The organism is Pseudomonas sp. Marseille-Q5299 (assembly GCF_943737035.1).
Lineage (GTDB): Bacteria > Pseudomonadota > Gammaproteobacteria > Pseudomonadales > Pseudomonadaceae > Aquipseudomonas > Aquipseudomonas putida_E.
This window is the reverse complement of sequence record NZ_CALSFR010000007.1, coordinates 30910-46695: the sequence shown is the minus strand read 5'-3', so window position 1 is coordinate 46695 and position 15786 is coordinate 30910. Positions and strand designations below refer to the sequence as shown.

At 62.5% G+C, this 15786-nt stretch carries 16 protein-coding genes; 9 read left to right on the top strand and 7 right to left on the bottom strand.

Annotated elements, in window-relative coordinates:
• Window positions 1–34: 34 nt before the first annotated feature.
• The 3 genes from NGJ21_RS19395 to NGJ21_RS19385 all read right to left on the bottom strand — a co-directional run bounded on the left by NGJ21_RS19395 (window position 35) and on the right by NGJ21_RS19385 (window position 3204).
• On the bottom strand, window positions 35–436 hold the full coding sequence (locus NGJ21_RS19395) for a hypothetical protein (RefSeq protein WP_115274507.1): 402 nt from the start codon (window positions 434–436) through the stop codon (window positions 35–37).
• On the bottom strand, window positions 423–1826 hold the full coding sequence (locus NGJ21_RS19390; protein ID WP_251962521.1) for a PAAR domain-containing protein: 1404 nt from the start codon (window positions 1824–1826) through the stop codon (window positions 423–425). The genes NGJ21_RS19395 and NGJ21_RS19390 overlap by 14 nt, the downstream gene beginning before the upstream one ends.
• A gap of 148 nt (window positions 1827–1974) precedes the next feature.
• A complete protein-coding gene (locus NGJ21_RS19385; protein WP_115274505.1) occupies window positions 1975–3204 on the bottom strand; it encodes an acyl-CoA dehydrogenase in 1230 nt (409 codons plus the stop codon).
• Between the two features lie 139 nt (window positions 3205–3343).
• Between NGJ21_RS19385 and NGJ21_RS19380 the strand changes: the two genes are divergently transcribed.
• Together NGJ21_RS19380 and NGJ21_RS19375 are read left to right on the top strand one after the other, a co-directional pair.
• Window positions 3344–4270, top strand: coding sequence for a LysR family transcriptional regulator (locus NGJ21_RS19380; protein ID WP_046785795.1), 927 nt, complete (start codon window positions 3344–3346; stop codon window positions 4268–4270).
• Window positions 4271–4435: 165 nt separating this feature from the next.
• Window positions 4436–5590: a cysteine desulfurase family protein gene (locus NGJ21_RS19375; RefSeq protein ID WP_251962520.1), complete on the top strand. Its 1155-nt coding sequence runs from the start codon at window positions 4436–4438 to the stop codon at window positions 5588–5590.
• 76 nt (window positions 5591–5666) lie between these two features.
• Here the strand turns inward: NGJ21_RS19375 and nfsB are convergent, their stop codons facing one another.
• A complete protein-coding gene (nfsB, locus tag NGJ21_RS19370) occupies window positions 5667–6320 on the bottom strand; it encodes an oxygen-insensitive NAD(P)H nitroreductase (protein ID WP_237858727.1) in 654 nt (217 codons plus the stop codon).
• Between the two features lie 103 nt (window positions 6321–6423).
• Here nfsB and NGJ21_RS19365 point away from each other — a divergent pair, with 103 nt between their 5' ends.
• From NGJ21_RS19365 to NGJ21_RS19355, 3 genes are all read left to right on the top strand, one after another.
• Entirely contained in the window at window positions 6424–7314 is an 891-nt protein-coding gene (locus NGJ21_RS19365; RefSeq protein ID WP_119687264.1) for a LysR family transcriptional regulator, read from the top strand.
• A gap of 82 nt (window positions 7315–7396) precedes the next feature.
• Window positions 7397–8227 (top strand): AraC family transcriptional regulator, encoded by an 831-nt coding sequence (locus NGJ21_RS19360; protein WP_115274501.1) that lies wholly within the window; start codon window positions 7397–7399, stop codon window positions 8225–8227.
• Between the two features lie 50 nt (window positions 8228–8277).
• Window positions 8278–8862: a LysE family translocator gene (locus NGJ21_RS19355; protein WP_115274500.1), complete on the top strand. Its 585-nt coding sequence runs from the start codon at window positions 8278–8280 to the stop codon at window positions 8860–8862.
• A 61-nt stretch (window positions 8863–8923) separates the two neighbouring features.
• Here the strand turns inward: NGJ21_RS19355 and NGJ21_RS19350 are convergent, their stop codons facing one another.
• The gene (locus NGJ21_RS19350; protein ID WP_046785789.1) at window positions 8924–10123 is read right to left on the bottom strand and encodes a sugar transporter; all 1200 of its coding nucleotides are present in this window, start codon (window positions 10121–10123) and stop codon (window positions 8924–8926) included.
• Window positions 10124–10344: 221 nt separating this feature from the next.
• Window positions 10345–11397 (bottom strand): vanillin reductase, encoded by a 1053-nt coding sequence (gene calA / locus NGJ21_RS19345; protein WP_125923797.1) that lies wholly within the window; start codon window positions 11395–11397, stop codon window positions 10345–10347.
• Window positions 11398–11578: 181 nt separating this feature from the next.
• On the opposite strand from calA, the gene NGJ21_RS19340 reads away from it, so the two are divergent.
• On the top strand, window positions 11579–12484 hold the full coding sequence (locus NGJ21_RS19340; protein ID WP_119687267.1) for an AraC family transcriptional regulator: 906 nt from the start codon (window positions 11579–11581) through the stop codon (window positions 12482–12484).
• 67 nt (window positions 12485–12551) lie between these two features.
• Here the strand turns inward: NGJ21_RS19340 and thpR are convergent, their stop codons facing one another.
• Window positions 12552–13097 carry an RNA 2',3'-cyclic phosphodiesterase gene (thpR, locus tag NGJ21_RS19335; protein ID WP_251962519.1) on the bottom strand — a complete coding sequence of 182 codons (546 nt, stop codon included), beginning with the start codon at window positions 13095–13097 and terminating at the stop codon, window positions 12552–12554.
• Window positions 13098–13266: 169 nt separating this feature from the next.
• Between thpR and lpxO the strand changes: the two genes are divergently transcribed.
• The 3 genes from lpxO (at window position 13267) to yghU (ending at window position 15713) form a co-directional block, all read left to right on the top strand.
• Entirely contained in the window at window positions 13267–14166 is a 900-nt protein-coding gene (gene lpxO / locus NGJ21_RS19330; protein ID WP_046785785.1) for a lipid A hydroxylase LpxO, read from the top strand.
• 24 nt (window positions 14167–14190) lie between these two features.
• Complete coding sequence (locus NGJ21_RS19325) at window positions 14191–14760, top strand: GNAT family N-acetyltransferase (protein WP_115274496.1); 570 nt, start codon at window positions 14191–14193, stop codon at window positions 14758–14760.
• A gap of 113 nt (window positions 14761–14873) precedes the next feature.
• Window positions 14874–15713 carry a glutathione-dependent disulfide-bond oxidoreductase gene (gene yghU / locus NGJ21_RS19320; RefSeq protein ID WP_046785783.1) on the top strand — a complete coding sequence of 280 codons (840 nt, stop codon included), beginning with the start codon at window positions 14874–14876 and terminating at the stop codon, window positions 15711–15713.
• Window positions 15714–15786: the final 73 nt, after the last annotated feature.

Below are 15786 nucleotides of genomic sequence, written 5' to 3'. Positions count from 1 at the left end.
CCTGAGTTTCCTCGATAAACTCAGGACAGCCGGATCAATTCATTTTGGAAAACTTCATCACTAACGCTGCAACTGTTAACCAACCGAAACCAATGATGGTCAGCCATGCAGATATGGCCAGCCGGCGTTTTAGCGCGGCGGGGAATGCTTTTAGCTCCTCAGCATCCACCTGCCCGCGACGCAATACAAAACCTGGGAAGTTGATCAGATTGCCGATCGTACACACCAATAAAAAACGCCACTTGAAACTGGAAGTACCCCAAGTAACCTTTAAGGCCTCAACATATGAATTGCTTGTAATGGAAGAGCAAACAACATCATAGTCGCGCGTCAAAGTGATATATGCATTCATCGCAATTCCGGCCAGAGAAATCACAAACGGCATAATCAAGAATGTTAGTTTTACGGCTACGGGCCAAGCATCAAAACTCATCATCTGAAGACTCAAAAATGTATTCGCCAATACCCTCACCGGCCCACTCACCTAACTTTCCGCCAGCAAAACCGCTTCCTCCGACTACTAAAACACCGCACAGTGGCACCGCTAATCCGCCGGTCCCAACGGCAAATCCAGCACATACTGCTCCGGCAGCCCATGTCGCCAGTGCCGAAGCCGCCATTCCACCCCCTACCCCGCCGCCAAACTTTCCAGACTCTACGAAGCGGGCCTTCCTGCACGCCTCAGTGCTCCCGGCTTGGCAGACCTCCCTCACGTTGAGGTACGACGATGTCGCACCGAGCCCAATGGCTACATTGCCACCTTGCTTGAGATACTTGGATAGCTTCGCCACCTTGTCCAGATGCGTTGCATACCCCGGTATCTGCCCGGCCCCACCCGCCTTCGACCAATGATGAACAAGACTTTTCGTCGAAATATTCAGGCTTTTCTTCAGCCGCTCGTAACTGCCAAGATTCAGCTGTTTATTTAGAAACGCCACCTTCAGTTGATTGTCCAACTGCTGCAACAACTGGCGCCGCGACGCAAAAAACTCTCGACTGTTCAAATGCCCATGTCGCAAAAATTCGCGTTGGTGCAATTGCTCTATCTGGGTCAGAGTATTCCTTACCTGTTTCAATCCCTGGTCCAGCATGTCCTTGCCCACCCCCATCGACTGGCTCGCGCTACTGAGCAACCCGGCAATCTCAGCCTGGTGCTGCACCATGAAATCCGACTCCGCAAAATCAAGTGCCGCTAACGCGTGCCGCACCTGTTGAGCGGCCGCCATCAGTGTGGTTTCCTCGCGGGTACAGGCATCACCATTGTCCGGGTCTGCGATGACGAAGATTTCTCCGGCCTTGAAACCTTGTTCGAACGTGGGGTTCAGCCGCTGCAGACGGGAAATCGGCAACGTAGCGTCATGCTCGAACAGTTTGAGCAACACCTGGGAGAACGACATGCTTCGGGGGACGATAAAGAAACCTGGTTCCAGTGAACCGGGCATTGCAGTTGCAAAACTTTGCGAAAAGCTCTGCGAGTAAGCAGCAGGCGATACTGCGGGGGAAAGCCCGCGATTGGCGGCATATGCCTGCCTGGCTGAGGGTGCCTCGCCCAGCGGTGCAACGACCCGATTGCTACCGGGCGGGCAGCCGCAATTGACCCGTGCACCATCCATGGCCACGGCACGACCGTCGGAAATGAAATGCCACACACCTTCGGCGACGGTCCCTGCCTCGCCGCAGAGGGGGCAGGGTGTTGTGCTGTCTCCCACCCTGAGGACCATGCGCCCATTAGTCAAAGACCTGGCCCCGGTAGCGATACAAACAGCGCCAGTGGTAGTGGTGTCCCCATCTACCGCCTGGCCTTTCCCATCCAGGTTGAAACGCATTGGCAAGTTCCCTGTGCATTGGTGAGGTTTCGAAACCTAACACCTGCAACAGGGCTTCCAGTGCCTGAAACTGAAAACGAGACGCTTCCTACATCTGCCGCTTACCTTACTTACAAAGACACCCAGAAAAAGTTCGTCGAGCGGGCCCTCACCGCCCGCTACGCAACATATCCACCGGCACATACTTGCCGATCTCATACTTGCCAATCGCCGCCCGGTGCACCTCATCCGGCCCATCAGCCAGGCGCAAGGTACGCTGCATCGCGTACATGTACGCCAGCGGGAAATCCCCACTCACCCCTGCCCCACCATGGAGCTGAATCGCACGGTCGATCACCTTCAATGCGACATTCGGCGCCACCACCTTGATCTGGGCGATCTCACTGCGCGCCACCTTGTTGCCGACCGTGTCCATCATGTACGCCGCCTTGAGGGTCAGCAGCCGCGCCATGTCGATTTCCATGCGTGAGTCAGCGATCTTGTCGACATTGCCGCCCAGCCGTGCCAGCGGCCGGCCGAACGCGGTGCGCTCGACGGAGCGCCTGCACATCAGCTCCAGCGCCCGTTCGGCCATGCCCACCGAACGCATGCAGTGGTGAATACGGCCTGGGCCCAGGCGCCCCTGAGCGATCTCGAAGCCGCGCCCCTCACCAAGGATCACGTTTTCGTAGGGCACACGCACGTTCTCGAACAACACCTCGGCGTGGCCATGGGGTGCGTCGTCGTAGCCGAAGACGGGCAACGGACGAACGATCTTCACCCCCGCTGCGTCGGTCGGCACCAGCACCATCGAGTGCTGCTGGTGGCGCGGGCCATCAGGATTGGACAGGCCCATGAAGATCATCACCTTGCAGCGCGGGTCGCAGGCCCCGGAGGTCCACCACTTGCGGCCGTTGATCACCCACTCATCACCGTCACGCACGGCAGTGGCGGCCATGTTGGTGGCGTCCGAGGAGGCCACGTCCGGTTCGGTCATGGCAAAAGCCGAGCGAATCTCGCCCCGCAGCAGAGGCTCCAGCCACTGGCGCTTCTGCGCCTCGCTGCCATAGCGCACCAGCACTTCCATGTTGCCGGTGTCCGGCGCCGAGCAGTTGAAGGGCTCCGGCCCCAGCAGCGAGCGGCCCATGATCTCGGCCAGGGGCGCGTATTCCAGGTTGCTCAGGCCGGCACCGTACTGCGACTCGGGCAGGAACAGGTTCCACAGGCCCTCGGCGCGGGCCTTGGCCTTGAGTTCTTCCATGATTGCGGTGGGCTGCCAGCGGTCACCCTCGGCGACCTGGCGCTCGAACACCGGTTCAGCGGGATAGACATGGGCATCCATGAACGCAGTGACGCGCTCGCGCAGAGCCTGGACCTTGGGTGAATAGGCGAAATCCATCGGGGCTACCTTCACGGTTCGAAGTACATGGGCAGAGCCTAGAGCAGTGCAACTCAATCCACCTAGTCTATTTTCTGCGTGTATAAACATTCATAACCGATATATGATCGGCCGATAATTCCAACAAAGAGCGGCGCCCATGAACCTCAGCAAGGTCGACCTGAACCTGTTCATCGTCTTCGATGCGATCTACACCGAAGCCAACCTGACCCGCGCCGGGCAGATCGTCGGCATTACCCAACCAGCGGTGTCAAACGCTCTCTCGCGCCTGCGCGAAACCTTCAACGACCCTTTGTTCGTGCGCACCGCCCAGGGCATGGTGCCCACCCCCATGGCGCAGAACATCATCGGCCCGGTGCGCAACGCGTTGGCGCTGCTGCGCACCTCGGTGCAGGAAAGCCGCATCTTCAACCCGCAGCAGGCCAACAAGACCTTCCGCATCAGCATGACCGACCTTACCGAAGCGGTGATCCTGCCCCCGCTGTTCCAGCGCCTGCGGCGGCTGGCGCCTGCGGTGCTGATCGAGAGCTTCCTGTGCAAGCGCCGCGAAACTACCAAGGAGCTGGCTGCAGGGCGCCTGGACTTCGCCGTCGACGCACCCTTGAACACAGATCCGCAGGTGCGCCATGTCAAGCTGATGCAGGACCGATACGTCTGCGCCCTGCGCCAGGGCCACCCGCTGGCCGACGCCAAACTCACCGTCGAGAGCTACCTGGGCATGACCCATATCCATATTTCCAGCCGTCGAAACGGCCTGGGTTATGTCGATCTGGCGCTAGGCAAAATGGGCGTGCAACGCAAGGTCGCCCTGCGCTCGCAACATTACCTGATGGCTTCACAGGTGCTGCAACAGACCGACATGGCGATGACCGTGCCAGAACGGTTTGCCCGTCGCCACCAATTGCGCTACCAGCCCTTGCCGGTGGAAGTGCCTGCGCTTGAAACGCACCTGTACTGGCATGAAAGCACCGACCAGGACCCGGCCAACCGCTGGATGCGCGAGCAGATCATCGAGTTGTGCCAACGGGTGGTAGCGGAAGAAGAACGGGCGCCGGAACCCGTGTGACCCCTCCGGCACCCTCTAAATGGCCTACGATCAACCGCCTTTGGAGAATATTTTTCTACAAAACCTGTTAAATCATGAAATCAAGGGCAAAAATTTTCGCAGCGCCGAGGGTACGCTTGCTGTCAGGATCGCCGAACCCGCGGCGACAGCGACGGACCCACCGCCATGCCCAGCTCCCCACTCTATTTCGACTACGCCGCCACCACACCGGTAGACGAGCGCGTCATCGAAACCATGCTCACCTGCCTCGGCCGCCAGGTGAACTTCGGCAACCCCGCCTCCTCCGGTCACGCCTACGGCCAGAGCGCCCGCGATGCCGTCGAGCAAGCTCGCCAGCAAGTGGCCGACTGCGTCGGGGCGAGCGCGCAGGACCTGGTCTGGACATCGGGCGCCACCGAGTCCAACAACCTTGCACTCAAAGGCATCGCCCAGGGCATGGGCCAGCCAGGCCACCTGATTACCAGTCAGCTCGAGCACAAGGCCGTGCTCGATACCGTCAGCGAACTGGAGCGCCAAGGGTGGGCAGTCACCCGCCTGGCACCGGACGCTGCCGGCCTGATTCAACCCTATGACGTACAAGCGGCCCTGCGCGACGATACCCGCCTGGTGTCACTGATGGCGGTCAACAACGAACTGGGCACCGTCACCGATTTCGCTGCCATTGGCGAACGTGTGCGCGCCCATGGCGCCCTGCTGCACGTGGATGCAGCCCAGGCGGTGGGCAAGCTGGCCATCGATTTGCGGGCGATGGCGGTAGACTTGATGTCGTTTTCTGCCCACAAGGTCTATGGGCCAAAAGGCATCGGTGCGCTGTATGTCGGGGCTCGCGCACGTGCCTTGATGCGTGCGCAGATTCACGGTGGTGGCCATGAGCGTGGGCTGCGCTCAGGCACCCTGCCTACCCATCAGATCGTTGGCATGGGCAGCGCCTTCGCCCTGGCCGGCCAGCCTGGCGACAGCGAGCACCAGCGCATCGAGCGGCTTGCCAGGCGGCTGCGCGAGGGGCTGCTGGCAGTGCCAGGGGTCAAGCTTAACGGCTGCGCCGACCAGCGCATTGCGCATACCTTGAACCTGTGTATCGAGGCCCCGGGCTTCAACAGCATGGCGCTGGCCGGTGAGCTGGCGCTGTCGACCACCTCGGCGTGCAATTCGGCGAGCCACGCGCCGTCGCATGTGCTGCTGGCGTTGGGGCTGGATGAGGCGCAGGCGCGCAAAAGCGTGCGCATGAGCATCGGGCGGTTTACCGGCGAAGCCGAGGTAGACAAAGCGATTGAGGTGTTCGAACGCACAGTTGCGGGGGCTTCGCTGGCCTTGTGGTGAACCTGGGCTTTACCGTTTGCTGAGCCGTCCTCTTCGCGGGTTTGCCCGCGAAGAGGACGGGTCGACGACGCCTGCCTCAAAGGAAGGTAAATACCTTCGAAACCGGCAAGCGCGACTTGTTCAGCCCGGCATTGAAGTCCGACTCGCTACGGTAACCCAGGCTCAGCACCACCACGCTGGTGTAACCCTGCTCACGTAGGCCCAGTTCGGCATCCATGATCTTGCTGTCGAAACCTTCGATCGGCGTTGCGTCCAGGCCATGGGCGGCAGCGCCGAGCAACGCAGTACCCAGGGCCAGGTAGGTCTGCTTCTCCATCCAGTGCTGCAGGTCTTTCTGATCGTAGCGGTGCAGGTTCACATAATGGCGACGGCTCTGGTTCTGGCCGGCACGGGCCTGATCATCACGAAAACGTCCGTCAGCCGCTTCCTGGTCGAGCACGGCGTCCAGGTGTGCTTCGGTCATGTCGGTGCGGGTGCAGAACACGATCACATGGGAAGCATCGAGGATCTTCGACGTGTTGTAGGCAAAACCGTCCAGCGTGCTCTTGGCCAGACGTGCCTTGCCCTCGGCGCTGTCGGCCACGATGAAGTGCCATGGCTGCGAATTGACCGAGGATGGGCTGTGGCGCAGCTGCTCGAGCAAGGCGTCGATGGTGGCCTGAGGGATCTTGCGGGCAGCATCGTACGCCTTGGTGGTGTAGCGGCGCTTGGCCAGAGAAACGGTATCCATGTTGCAACTCCTTAAGCGGAACGGGACGTGTGGCGCATATTATCTTTCCTACAAACCAGAAAAAGCGGCAAAATGCAGCAACACTTTCACCCATGGAGTGAAAATGCTCCGCATCGCCGACCTCGAACTGTTCGTGCGCAGCAGCGTACTGGGAAGTTTCACCGCCGCTGCCCACGAGGCAGACCTGCTGCCCGGGCAGGTCGCAGCCGCCATCAAACGCCTGGAGCGCGACCTGGACGTGCGCCTGTTCGCACGTACCACCCGCAGCCTGCGCCTGACAGCCGAGGGTGAGCTGTACCTGCCCACCGCGCTCAGCGTGCTGCAGAGCCTGCGCCAGGGCCGCGATAACCTGCACGGCGCGCACAGCACCCTGCGTGGGGTGCTGCAGGTGTCGGCGCCCTCGGACCTTGGCCGCAACATCCTGCTGCCGTGGTTGAGTGATTTTCGCCGTGAGCATCCTGAGCTGACCCTGCGGCTGCACCTGTCCGACCACGTTGCCGACCTGTTCCGCGACCCGGTGGACGTGGCCATACGTTATGGCCTGAACGAAGAAGCCAACTACATCGCCCTGCCACTGGCACCGTGGAATCGCCGCGTGCTGGTGGCCTCGCCGGCCTACCTGGCGCGTCATGGGCGGCCGCAGATGCTGGATGACTTGCAGCAGCACGCGTGCCTGCTTTACCTGCAACAGGGGCGAACCTACGACAAGTGGCGGCTGGGCAACCGTACCGTGCAGGTGAGCGGCCCGCTGTTCAGCGACGATGCCGATGTGGTGCGGCGCTGGGCCGTGCTCGGCGAGGGCATTGCCTACAAGTCGTGGCTGGATGTCAGCGCCAATGTGGCGACTGGCGAACTGGAAGTGCTGCTGCCGGAGCACCCGGGCGAACTGAGCCCGGTAACCTTGGTGTGCCCACACCGCAAGCAGCTGTCGCCTGCGGTATCGCAGTTGCACCTGTGGCTGCGGGAGCGTTTCGCGGCACAGCAGCCGCACTGAAGCCTGCGGTGCACAATTGTTCTAAACGCAGGTGGGGTTCTGCGTTAAGGTGAACTGCCCTACCCTCTGCAGCCTCGCCGCCATGCCCGACTGGATCGACCTCAAGCAAGACGCCGACACCGGCATCGAGTCGGTGCGTGCGCATTTCGTTGGCCACGCCTACGACCCGCACTGGCACGACAGCTTTCTGGTAGGGGTCACCGAGCAGGGTGTGCAGCAGTTCCATTGCCGCCGTACACGCCATCACAGCACGCCCGGGCAGGTGTTTCTGCTCGAGCCTGGCGACATTCACGACGGCGATGCGCCAACGGCGGAAGGCTTTACCTATTCGACCCTGTACCTGGAGCCAAAATGGCTTGAGGCCGAGCTACGCGTGCTGTTCGAGCAGGCGCCCAGTGACAGCCTGCCAAGCTTCGCCGATACGCTGTGCGATGATCGCCAGCTTGCCCGCGCAACTACCCTCGCCTTTCAGGCGGTGCATGGTGGCGAAATGCGCATCGTGCGGCAAACTGCCACCGATGACCTGCTCAGTTGCCTCACCGGCCACCTGCACTGGCGCAAGCGCTTGAACCCCGACCCGCGCCTGCCGCTGACGGCACAGCGGGCGCGCGACTACCTGCATGCCCACCTCGACCAAGACATCGGCCTGGACGACCTGGCACTGGCCTGCGGCGTGGACCGCTTCCGCCTGACCCGTGCGTTCAAGGCCGCATTCGGCCTGGCGCCGCACGCCTATCTGATCCAGCTGCGCCTGGCCCGTGCCCGGCGTTTGCTTGCCCAAGGCCAGACACCGACCGAAGTGGCCATGGCGCTCGGCTTTGCTGACCAGAGCCACCTGGGGCGCTGGTTCCGCCGTGCCTACCGGCTCACCCCAGCGGACTACCGGCGCCGCTGCTCAAACCTTCCAGACTGACACGCAGCAATCGCCGAGCATGGTGCCCTGTTCAATAGGAGCCGTTCACCATGTCGCATTCGTTGTTGCCGTTCATGCTCTTCGCCCTGGTAGCCAGTATCAGCCCCGGGCCTACCAACCTGCTGATCCTTGCCCATGGCGCACGGCAGGGCCTGCGCGCAAGCGTGGCGCCGATCCTGGCGGGTTGCGGCGCGGCGGCAGCGGTCGTGTTGCTGGTCGGCCTGGGCCTTGGTGACTTGCTGGTGCGTCACCCGCTGGCCCAGCAGGTGATGAGCTGGACCGGAGTGCTGTGGTTGAGCTGGCTGGCATGGCGCATTTTGCGCAGCGCGGGGCAGCCCCTGGATGTCAGCGCAGCCAAGCCTTTCGACGCCCTCAGCGCAGCGTCGCTGCAAGTGGTGAACCCGAAAGTGTGGATGATGGCTGTGGCGGTGATCGGCGTGTTTGCAGCGCCGTCGCTGCCGGTGTGGCAATTGGCACTGGTGTTTTTATTGATCGCCCTGCCGTGCATGACAACTTGGGCACTGTTGGGGGTAGGCAGTGCCCGCTGGCTGCAGGCGCCGGGGCGGTTGCTATGGTTCAACCGGGGGTTGGCGGGCATGTTGCTGGTGTCGGCCTGGGCTGCACTGCTTGGCTGAGTTGAAGGTGGGCGGTACCGGCCCTGTCGGCAGCTGCCGACGATAGGACCGATAACGGCGATCAATGACTCAGGGCCTCGCGAAAGCGCCGGGTACTGGCCATTGCCAGCAGCAAGCCGACCACCGCCACACTGCCGCCGGCCCACCCGACAGAGGCCACCCCCATCTGGCTGCTGACGATACTGCCCAGCAACGCCCCACCGCCAATGCCGATGTTATAGATGCCCGAGAACAGCGCCATCGCCACGTCCGTGGCATCGGACGCCAGCTTCAGGGTCTTGGACTGCAGCGACAGGCTGAAGCTCAGGATCGCGACTCCCCAGAACATGCTCAGCCCGGCAAACAGATAGAAGTTGCTCGCCAGCGGCAACAGCAGCAGCAGGCAAGCCGCCAGCAAGCCGATCGAGCCTACCAGCAGGCCATGCGGAAAGTGGTCGCTGTAGCGGCTGAACAGCACCGAGCCAAACACCCCTGCACCGCCGAACAGCAGCAGCAACAACGTGATGCGCTCACCACTGATCTGTGCCACCTGCAGGGCAAACGGCTCAATGTAGCTGTACGCCGTGAATTGCGCAGTGATCACCAGGGTCACCAGCACATACGTGATCACCAGTGCAGGGCGTTTGAACAGGATCGGCAAGCTGCGCAGCGAACCGGAGTTCTGGCTGGGCAGCAGCGGCAGCGATTTCATCAGGCAAAGCATGGTGGCCAGCGCCACTCCGGCAATGCTGAGGAAGGTGACCCGCCAGCCCAGCGCCTCGCCCACCACGCGCCCCAGCGGGATGCCCAGGACCATTGCCAGGGTCGTACCGGTAGCCAGCAAGCCCAACGCCTTGGCCTGCTGGCCTGGCGGCGCCACACGCACCGCAAGCGAGGCGGTGATGGACCAGAACACGGCATGCGCCAGGGCGATGCCGATGCGGCTCAGCAGCAGCATGGCAAAACTTTGCGACAGCCACGACAGCAGGTGGCTGACCACGAACACCAAAAACACGAACAACAGCAGGCGTCGACGCTCGATGTTGCGCGTGAGCAGCATCATCGGCAGCGAGGCCAAGGCCACCACCCAGGCATAGATGGTCAGCATCAGGCCGACCTGAGCGGTGCTCATGTCGAAACTGCGGCCGATGTCGCTGAGCAGCGCCACCGGGACGAACTCAGTGGTGTTGAAGATGAAAGCCGCGAGGGCCAGGGCGATCACACTCAGCCAGCTGCCGCCACCGGTGGTTGGCGCAAGGTTGGTGGGGACAGGTCCGTTCATGGGGCGAATTCTATTCTCCGCAGGCAAGGCGAAAGGACGCGCGTCAGGGGCCAAGTATCGGCCGCGCTGAGGCACGGGTTTGTTATTGGAGGGAATGCCGGCATGGTACGCGTCAACAGCGCGCCTCACAACCAGACGCGCAGACGTGCGCAGGGGAATGGGCGCAGCCCCCAGACCAGATCGCCCATCTGGTCTGGGGGGCAACGCTTGGCTGGGATGGGTCAGCCCTGCAGCGTCGCCATGTCGATGACGAAACGGTACTTCACATCACCGGCGATCATGCGCTCGTAAGCCTGGTTGATATTGCGGATATCCAGCATCTCGATATCGCAACGGATATCGTGCTCGGCACAGAAATCCAGCACTTCCTGGGTCTGGGCGATACCACCAATCAGCGAGCCGGCCAGCACTCGGCGCTTCATCACCAGGTTGGCTGCGTGCAGCGCCGGGTCGATCGGCTCGATCAGGCCCACCAGGATATGCACGCCATCGAACTTCAGCGTCTCCAGGTACGGGTTCAGGTCGTGCTGCACCGGAATGGTGTCGAGCAGGAAGTCGAAGCGGCCGGCAGCGGCGCGCATCTGCTCGGCATCGGTGGACACGATCACATGGTCGGCGCCTTGGCGACGGGCTTCCTCGGCCTTGGCCTGCGAGCGGGTGAACAATGTCACTTCAGCGCCCAACGCCTTGGCCAGCTTGATACCCATGTGCCCCAGGCCGCCCATGCCAAGGATGCCGACCTTGTGGCCAGGGCCGACGCCATGGTGCTTGAGCGGCGAGTAGGTGGTGATACCGGCGCAGAGAATCGGCGCCGCGCTGGGCAGGTCCATCCCGGCCGGGATGCGCACCACAAAGTGCTCGCTGACCACGATGCTGCTGGAGTAACCGCCCATGGTATTGCTGCCATCGACCCGGTCCGGGGTGGCGTAGGTCATGGTCGGGCCTTCCAGGCAGTATTGCTCCAGGTCCTTGGCACAGGCCTCGCAGTGGCGGCAGGAATCGACCATGCAGCCAACGCCGACCAGGTCACCGACCTTGTGCGCCGATACCTTCTCGCCCACCGCAGTGACGCGGCCGACGATCTCGTGCCCGGGCATCAGCGGGTACACGGCAATGCCCCACTCATTGCGGGCCTGATGGATGTCGGAGTGGCAAACGCCACAGTAGAGGATCTCGATGGCGACATCGTCCGGGCGCGGGCTGCGACGCTCGAAGGTCATGGGTGCCAAGGGGCTGGTCGGGGTTTGGGCGGCGTAACCGATAGCAGTGTACATACAAGACCTCAGGTGAAAGTGAAACGATTCAGTCGATACATTTTCCGCATCCTCGCCCTCCCCGGCCACAGCAGATCCTCCGAGGTGAATGCCTGATTCTCCGAACCTGGCCAGAGCCACCTGGCGCCAAGCCTCAAATCTGAGATGATGCAAGTGTCTGATTCTCTGCCCATGGTCCATCATGCAACTGACCCGCCACGTCGACGCCAACGCCACGCTGTGCGCCCTGATCCGCAGCCTGGCCACACGCCCGGGCTTCGTGCCCACTCATCTGCCACAGGTCCAGGTTTTGAGCTGGGACCATTACGTGGCCAGCAGCCCGCAGATCTACGAGCCCAGCCTGATGATCCTGGCCCAGGGCAGCAAGCTGGCGCGCCTTGGCCCGCGCACGCTAGAGTACGGCGCCGGGCATTACCTGGTGCAGGCGCTGTCGGTGCCGTTCATGTGCGAAACCTTCGCCACCGCCGAAGCGCCGTTGCTGGGCGTGGCTGTGGACATCGACCGTGGCGTGCTGGGTGAACTGGTGCAGAGCATGGCGTTGGCGCCTGACCCCGCAGTGCAGGCGCAGACACCGCAGTCGATGACCTCGGCAGCGCTGGATGTGCCCATGCGCGAATGCGTCGAGCGGCTGTTACGCTGCCTGCAGGACCCGATAGACGCCAAGGTGCTCGGGCCGGCGCGGGTGCGCGAGGTTCTGTACACCGCACTGCGTGGGCCCCAGGCCGGGGTGTTGCGGGCGCTGGTCGAGCAGCAGGGGCACTTCGCGCGCATCGGCGCCGCCCTCGCTCACCTGCGTGAACACTACACCGAGCCGCTGAGCGTCGAGGCATTGGCTGCGCGGGCGAACATGAGCGTGTCGACCTTCCACGAGCACTTCAAGCGCTGCACCGACATGGCGCCGATGCAGTACCTCAAGCGCCTGCGGCTGCTCAAGGCGCAACAGATGCTGATCGGCGAAGGGCTGGGCGTGGCGCAGGCGGCGCACCGGGTGGGCTATCAGAGCACCTCACAGTTCAGCCGCGAGTACAAACGCCAGTTTGCCCGTAGCCCGGGGGATGAGCAGGCCTATCAGAGTTTGCCTGCCTGACTGTACGGGCGACAAGCGGGCCCAGCCAAGGCCGTCGACCAAGACATCGATACGCGCTGAACCCGCTTCACGCTGTCAACGGCCACTGCGCCAGCGGCAGGTACTGGCCTTTGCGCGACTCGTAGAGCGCGAAGTACCGGGCGACGATGAAGAAGTCGGGCGCCACGCTGGCCTCGGGCGCCTGGCCGCGAAAGTCCCGTGACAGGGTCAGGTGTGGCCGGTAATCATGGGCCTGCTCGGCAAAGCCCATGGGCAGCAGTGCCTGCTGCAGCCCATAGGCCAGATGGCGCAGCGCAGCCGGGGCCTGCTGCGGCTCGAGCACCAGCACGTTTGCCCGCGGCCAGACCTTGAGCTGATCGAGCAGCAAGCGCAGGGGGGCATCAGGGCGCGCCAGGTTGTCCACCGCAGCGCAAATCGCCGGTACCTGCGCTGCATCCACATCGCCTAGAAACATCAGGGTCAGGTGGAAGTTCGCACTGGGCACCGGTTTGCCACTACGCAGCTGGAGGCCACGCCGCCACTGGGCTATCGCACGCTGCTGGGCGTCGGTTACCGGCAGGGCAAAAAACAGCCGTTTGAAGGGGGCGCCACTGCGGCGCGGGTCCTGAACCATGCGTGCTCCTTTACCTTAAACGTTTGCGCAAACTACGGCCATTACACCTTGGTCGGCCGCAAATCTCGCCAACCTCGGTACAAACTATCTGTACAAACTCCCCCCATGATTGTTTATGCTGGCGGGCTTATGCCATGGCGCATGGCCATTTTTCGACAAGTAATCGTCCATGAAAATTGCACTCGTACTGATCTTTGCCCTCTCGATCGCTTATGTTCATCTGCGCGGTCGGGTACGCCACAAGCTCACCCGCCAATTGGGTGACCACTCCAGTTTCCTGGCCCCGGTCAACAGCTTCCTTTACCTGTTCTCCAGGCACCCGGCCAAACCCTATCTGCCGGTAGAAGCGTTCCCCGAGCTGCAGCCGCTCAAGGACCACTGGCAGGAAATCCGCCAGGAGGCCCAGCAGTTGCTGCATGTGGGCGAGATCAAGAAGTCCGATAATTACGACGACGTTGGCTTCAACTCCTTCTTCAAGACCGGCTGGAAGCGCTTCTACCTGAAATGGTACGGCGAAAGCCACCCGTCTGCGATGAACCTGTGCCCGCGCACCACCGAGTTGCTGCAGGGCATCGGCACGGTCAAGGCAGCCATGTTCGCGACCCTGCCGCCGGGCGCCAAGCTGGTGCGCCACCGCGACCCTTATGCCGGCTCCTATCGCTACCACCTGGGCCTTGACACACCGAACGACGATGGCTGCTACATCGATGTGGATGGCGAGAAGTATTCCTGGCGTGACGGCGAAGCCGTGGTGTTCGACGAGACCTACATCCACTACGCCGCCAACACCACCGAGCACAACCGGATCATTCTGTTCTGCGACATCGAGCGCCCGCTGAAATACCGCTGGGCGACTGCGTTCAACCGCTGGTTCAGCCGCAATGTGATGGCTGCCGCGGCAGCGCCGAACAATGCCAATGACAAGACTGGCGGCATCAACCGCCTGTTCACCCGGATCTACAAGATTCGTGAACGGGGCAAGGCACTGAAAAAACGCAACCGCATGCGCTACTACCTGGAGAAGTGGCTGGTGGTGGCGGCCTTGGTGCTGGCCTTCATCTATATCTGAGCAGGCCGGGAGCCTTTTGCCGCCATGATCCACATCCGCCCCATGACGCCCGAGGACTTCGAGCGTTTCTGGCCCACCTTCCAGGCCGTTGTCCAGGCCCGCGAAACCTACGCCTACGACCCTGCCCTGAGCTTCGAACAGGCACGCCAGCTATGGCTGGAGCTGCCTTTGCACACGCTGGTGGCCGAGCAGGACGGTGAGTTGCTGGGGGCATACTACCTCAAGGCCAATGCCGCCGGCCCCGGTGCCCATGTTGGCAATTGCGGCTACATGGTCGCCGAAGCCGCCCGTGGTCGCGGCGTGGCCAGGCTGATGTGCGAACACTCACAGAAACTGGCGCGTCAGGAAGGCTTCCTGGCGCTGCAGTTCAACTCGGTGGTGGCCAGCAATGAAGTGGCCGTGGCGCTATGGCACAAACTGGGCTTCGAGACCGTCGGCCGCTTGCCCAAGGCTTACCGCCACGCCCGCCTGGGCCTGGTGGACTGCCTGGTGATGTACAAATGGCTGGCCGACGAGCCGGTAGTGGAAAAACCGCCGCTGCTGATTGGCCGCAAGAACATCGAGGCGCGCGTGTCGCGGCGGCGTGGCCGCTAAACGCGTTGATACCCTGGCCGGCGCCACCGGATTTGCACTTTTCTGCGAACCCGTGGCATAGATGCGGGTCAACGCCTGTATGTGACCGTCTGCGCCACTCAAGGAGCCCCTGCATGAGCAAGTCCCCCTATGTTCCGCCCAAGGTCTGGCGCAATGAGTCAGCCTCTGGCGGCCAGTTCGCCAGTATCAACCGCCCGATCGCCGGCCCTACCCACGACAAGGCGCTGCCTGTTGGCAAGCACCCGTTGCAGCTGTACTCGCTGGCAACCCCCAACGGCGTGAAAGTCACCATCCTTCTTGAAGAACTGCTGGCCCTGGGCCACAGCGGCGCCGAGTACGACGCCTGGTTGATCCGCATCGGCGAAGGCGACCAATTCTCCAGCGGGTTCGTTGAGGTCAACCCCAACTCGAAGATCCCCGCCCTGCTCGATCGCAGCGTCGAGCCACCGGTTCGGGTATTCGAATCGGGTTCGATCCTGCTGTACCTGGCCGAGAAATTCGCAGCCTTCCTGCCCACCGGTGCGGCCGCGCGTACCGAAACCCTGAACTGGCTGTTCTGGCAGATGGGTTCGGCGCCTTATCTGGGTGGGGGCTTTGGCCACTTCTACGTGTATGCCCCGGAAAAGTTCGAATACGCCATCAACCGGTTCACCATGGAAGCCAAGCGCCAGCTGGATGTGCTTGAGCGGCGCCTTGCGCAAAGCCGCTACCTGGGTGGCGATGAGTACAGCATTGCCGATATCGCCGTATGGCCGTGGTATGGCCAACTGGTGCGCGGCAACCTGTATGGCGCAGCAGAGTTCCTTGCCGTGCATGAATACCCGCAGGTGCAGCGCTGGGCCGAAGAAATCGCGCAGCGGCCGGCCGTGCAGCGGGGCACCCGGGTCAACCGCACCTGGGGAGATGAAGCCAGCCAGGTGCCCGAGCGCCATTGGGCGGCAGATCTGGATTAAGCGCGTATGGGCCGCCAAGCGGCCCTTTGCCCAGCAAGCCGGCAGCCGCAGGGCCAGACAATGCCCCGCTGCA

Excerpts from the sequence above, each read along its gene's own strand:
- lpxO (WP_046785785.1), top strand. The coding sequence starts at position 13,267 with ATGAAAATTGCACTCGTACTGATCTTTGCCCTCTCGATCGCTTATGTT.
- NGJ21_RS19385 (WP_115274505.1), bottom strand. The coding sequence starts at position 3,204 with ATGGATTTCGCCTATTCACCCAAGGTCCAGGCTCTGCGCGAGCGCGTC.
- yghU (WP_046785783.1), top strand. The coding sequence starts at position 14,874 with ATGAGCAAGTCCCCCTATGTTCCGCCCAAGGTCTGGCGCAATGAGTCA.
- NGJ21_RS19360 (WP_115274501.1), top strand. The coding sequence starts at position 7,397 with ATGCCCGACTGGATCGACCTCAAGCAAGACGCCGACACCGGCATCGAG.
- NGJ21_RS19375 (WP_251962520.1), top strand. The coding sequence starts at position 4,436 with ATGCCCAGCTCCCCACTCTATTTCGACTACGCCGCCACCACACCGGTA.
- NGJ21_RS19390 (WP_251962521.1), bottom strand. The coding sequence starts at position 1,826 with ATGCGTTTCAACCTGGATGGGAAAGGCCAGGCGGTAGATGGGGACACC.
- NGJ21_RS19340 (WP_119687267.1), top strand. The coding sequence starts at position 11,579 with ATGCAACTGACCCGCCACGTCGACGCCAACGCCACGCTGTGCGCCCTG.
- NGJ21_RS19350 (WP_046785789.1), bottom strand. The coding sequence starts at position 10,123 with ATGAACGGACCTGTCCCCACCAACCTTGCGCCAACCACCGGTGGCGGC.
- thpR (WP_251962519.1), bottom strand. The coding sequence starts at position 13,097 with ATGGTTCAGGACCCGCGCCGCAGTGGCGCCCCCTTCAAACGGCTGTTT.
- NGJ21_RS19325 (WP_115274496.1), top strand. The coding sequence starts at position 14,191 with ATGATCCACATCCGCCCCATGACGCCCGAGGACTTCGAGCGTTTCTGG.
- NGJ21_RS19395 (WP_115274507.1), bottom strand. The coding sequence starts at position 436 with ATGATGAGTTTTGATGCTTGGCCCGTAGCCGTAAAACTAACATTCTTG.
- NGJ21_RS19365 (WP_119687264.1), top strand. The coding sequence starts at position 6,424 with ATGCTCCGCATCGCCGACCTCGAACTGTTCGTGCGCAGCAGCGTACTG.
- NGJ21_RS19355 (WP_115274500.1), top strand. The coding sequence starts at position 8,278 with ATGTCGCATTCGTTGTTGCCGTTCATGCTCTTCGCCCTGGTAGCCAGT.
- NGJ21_RS19380 (WP_046785795.1), top strand. The coding sequence starts at position 3,344 with ATGAACCTCAGCAAGGTCGACCTGAACCTGTTCATCGTCTTCGATGCG.
- nfsB (WP_237858727.1), bottom strand. The coding sequence starts at position 6,320 with ATGGATACCGTTTCTCTGGCCAAGCGCCGCTACACCACCAAGGCGTAC.
- calA (WP_125923797.1), bottom strand. The coding sequence starts at position 11,397 with ATGTACACTGCTATCGGTTACGCCGCCCAAACCCCGACCAGCCCCTTG.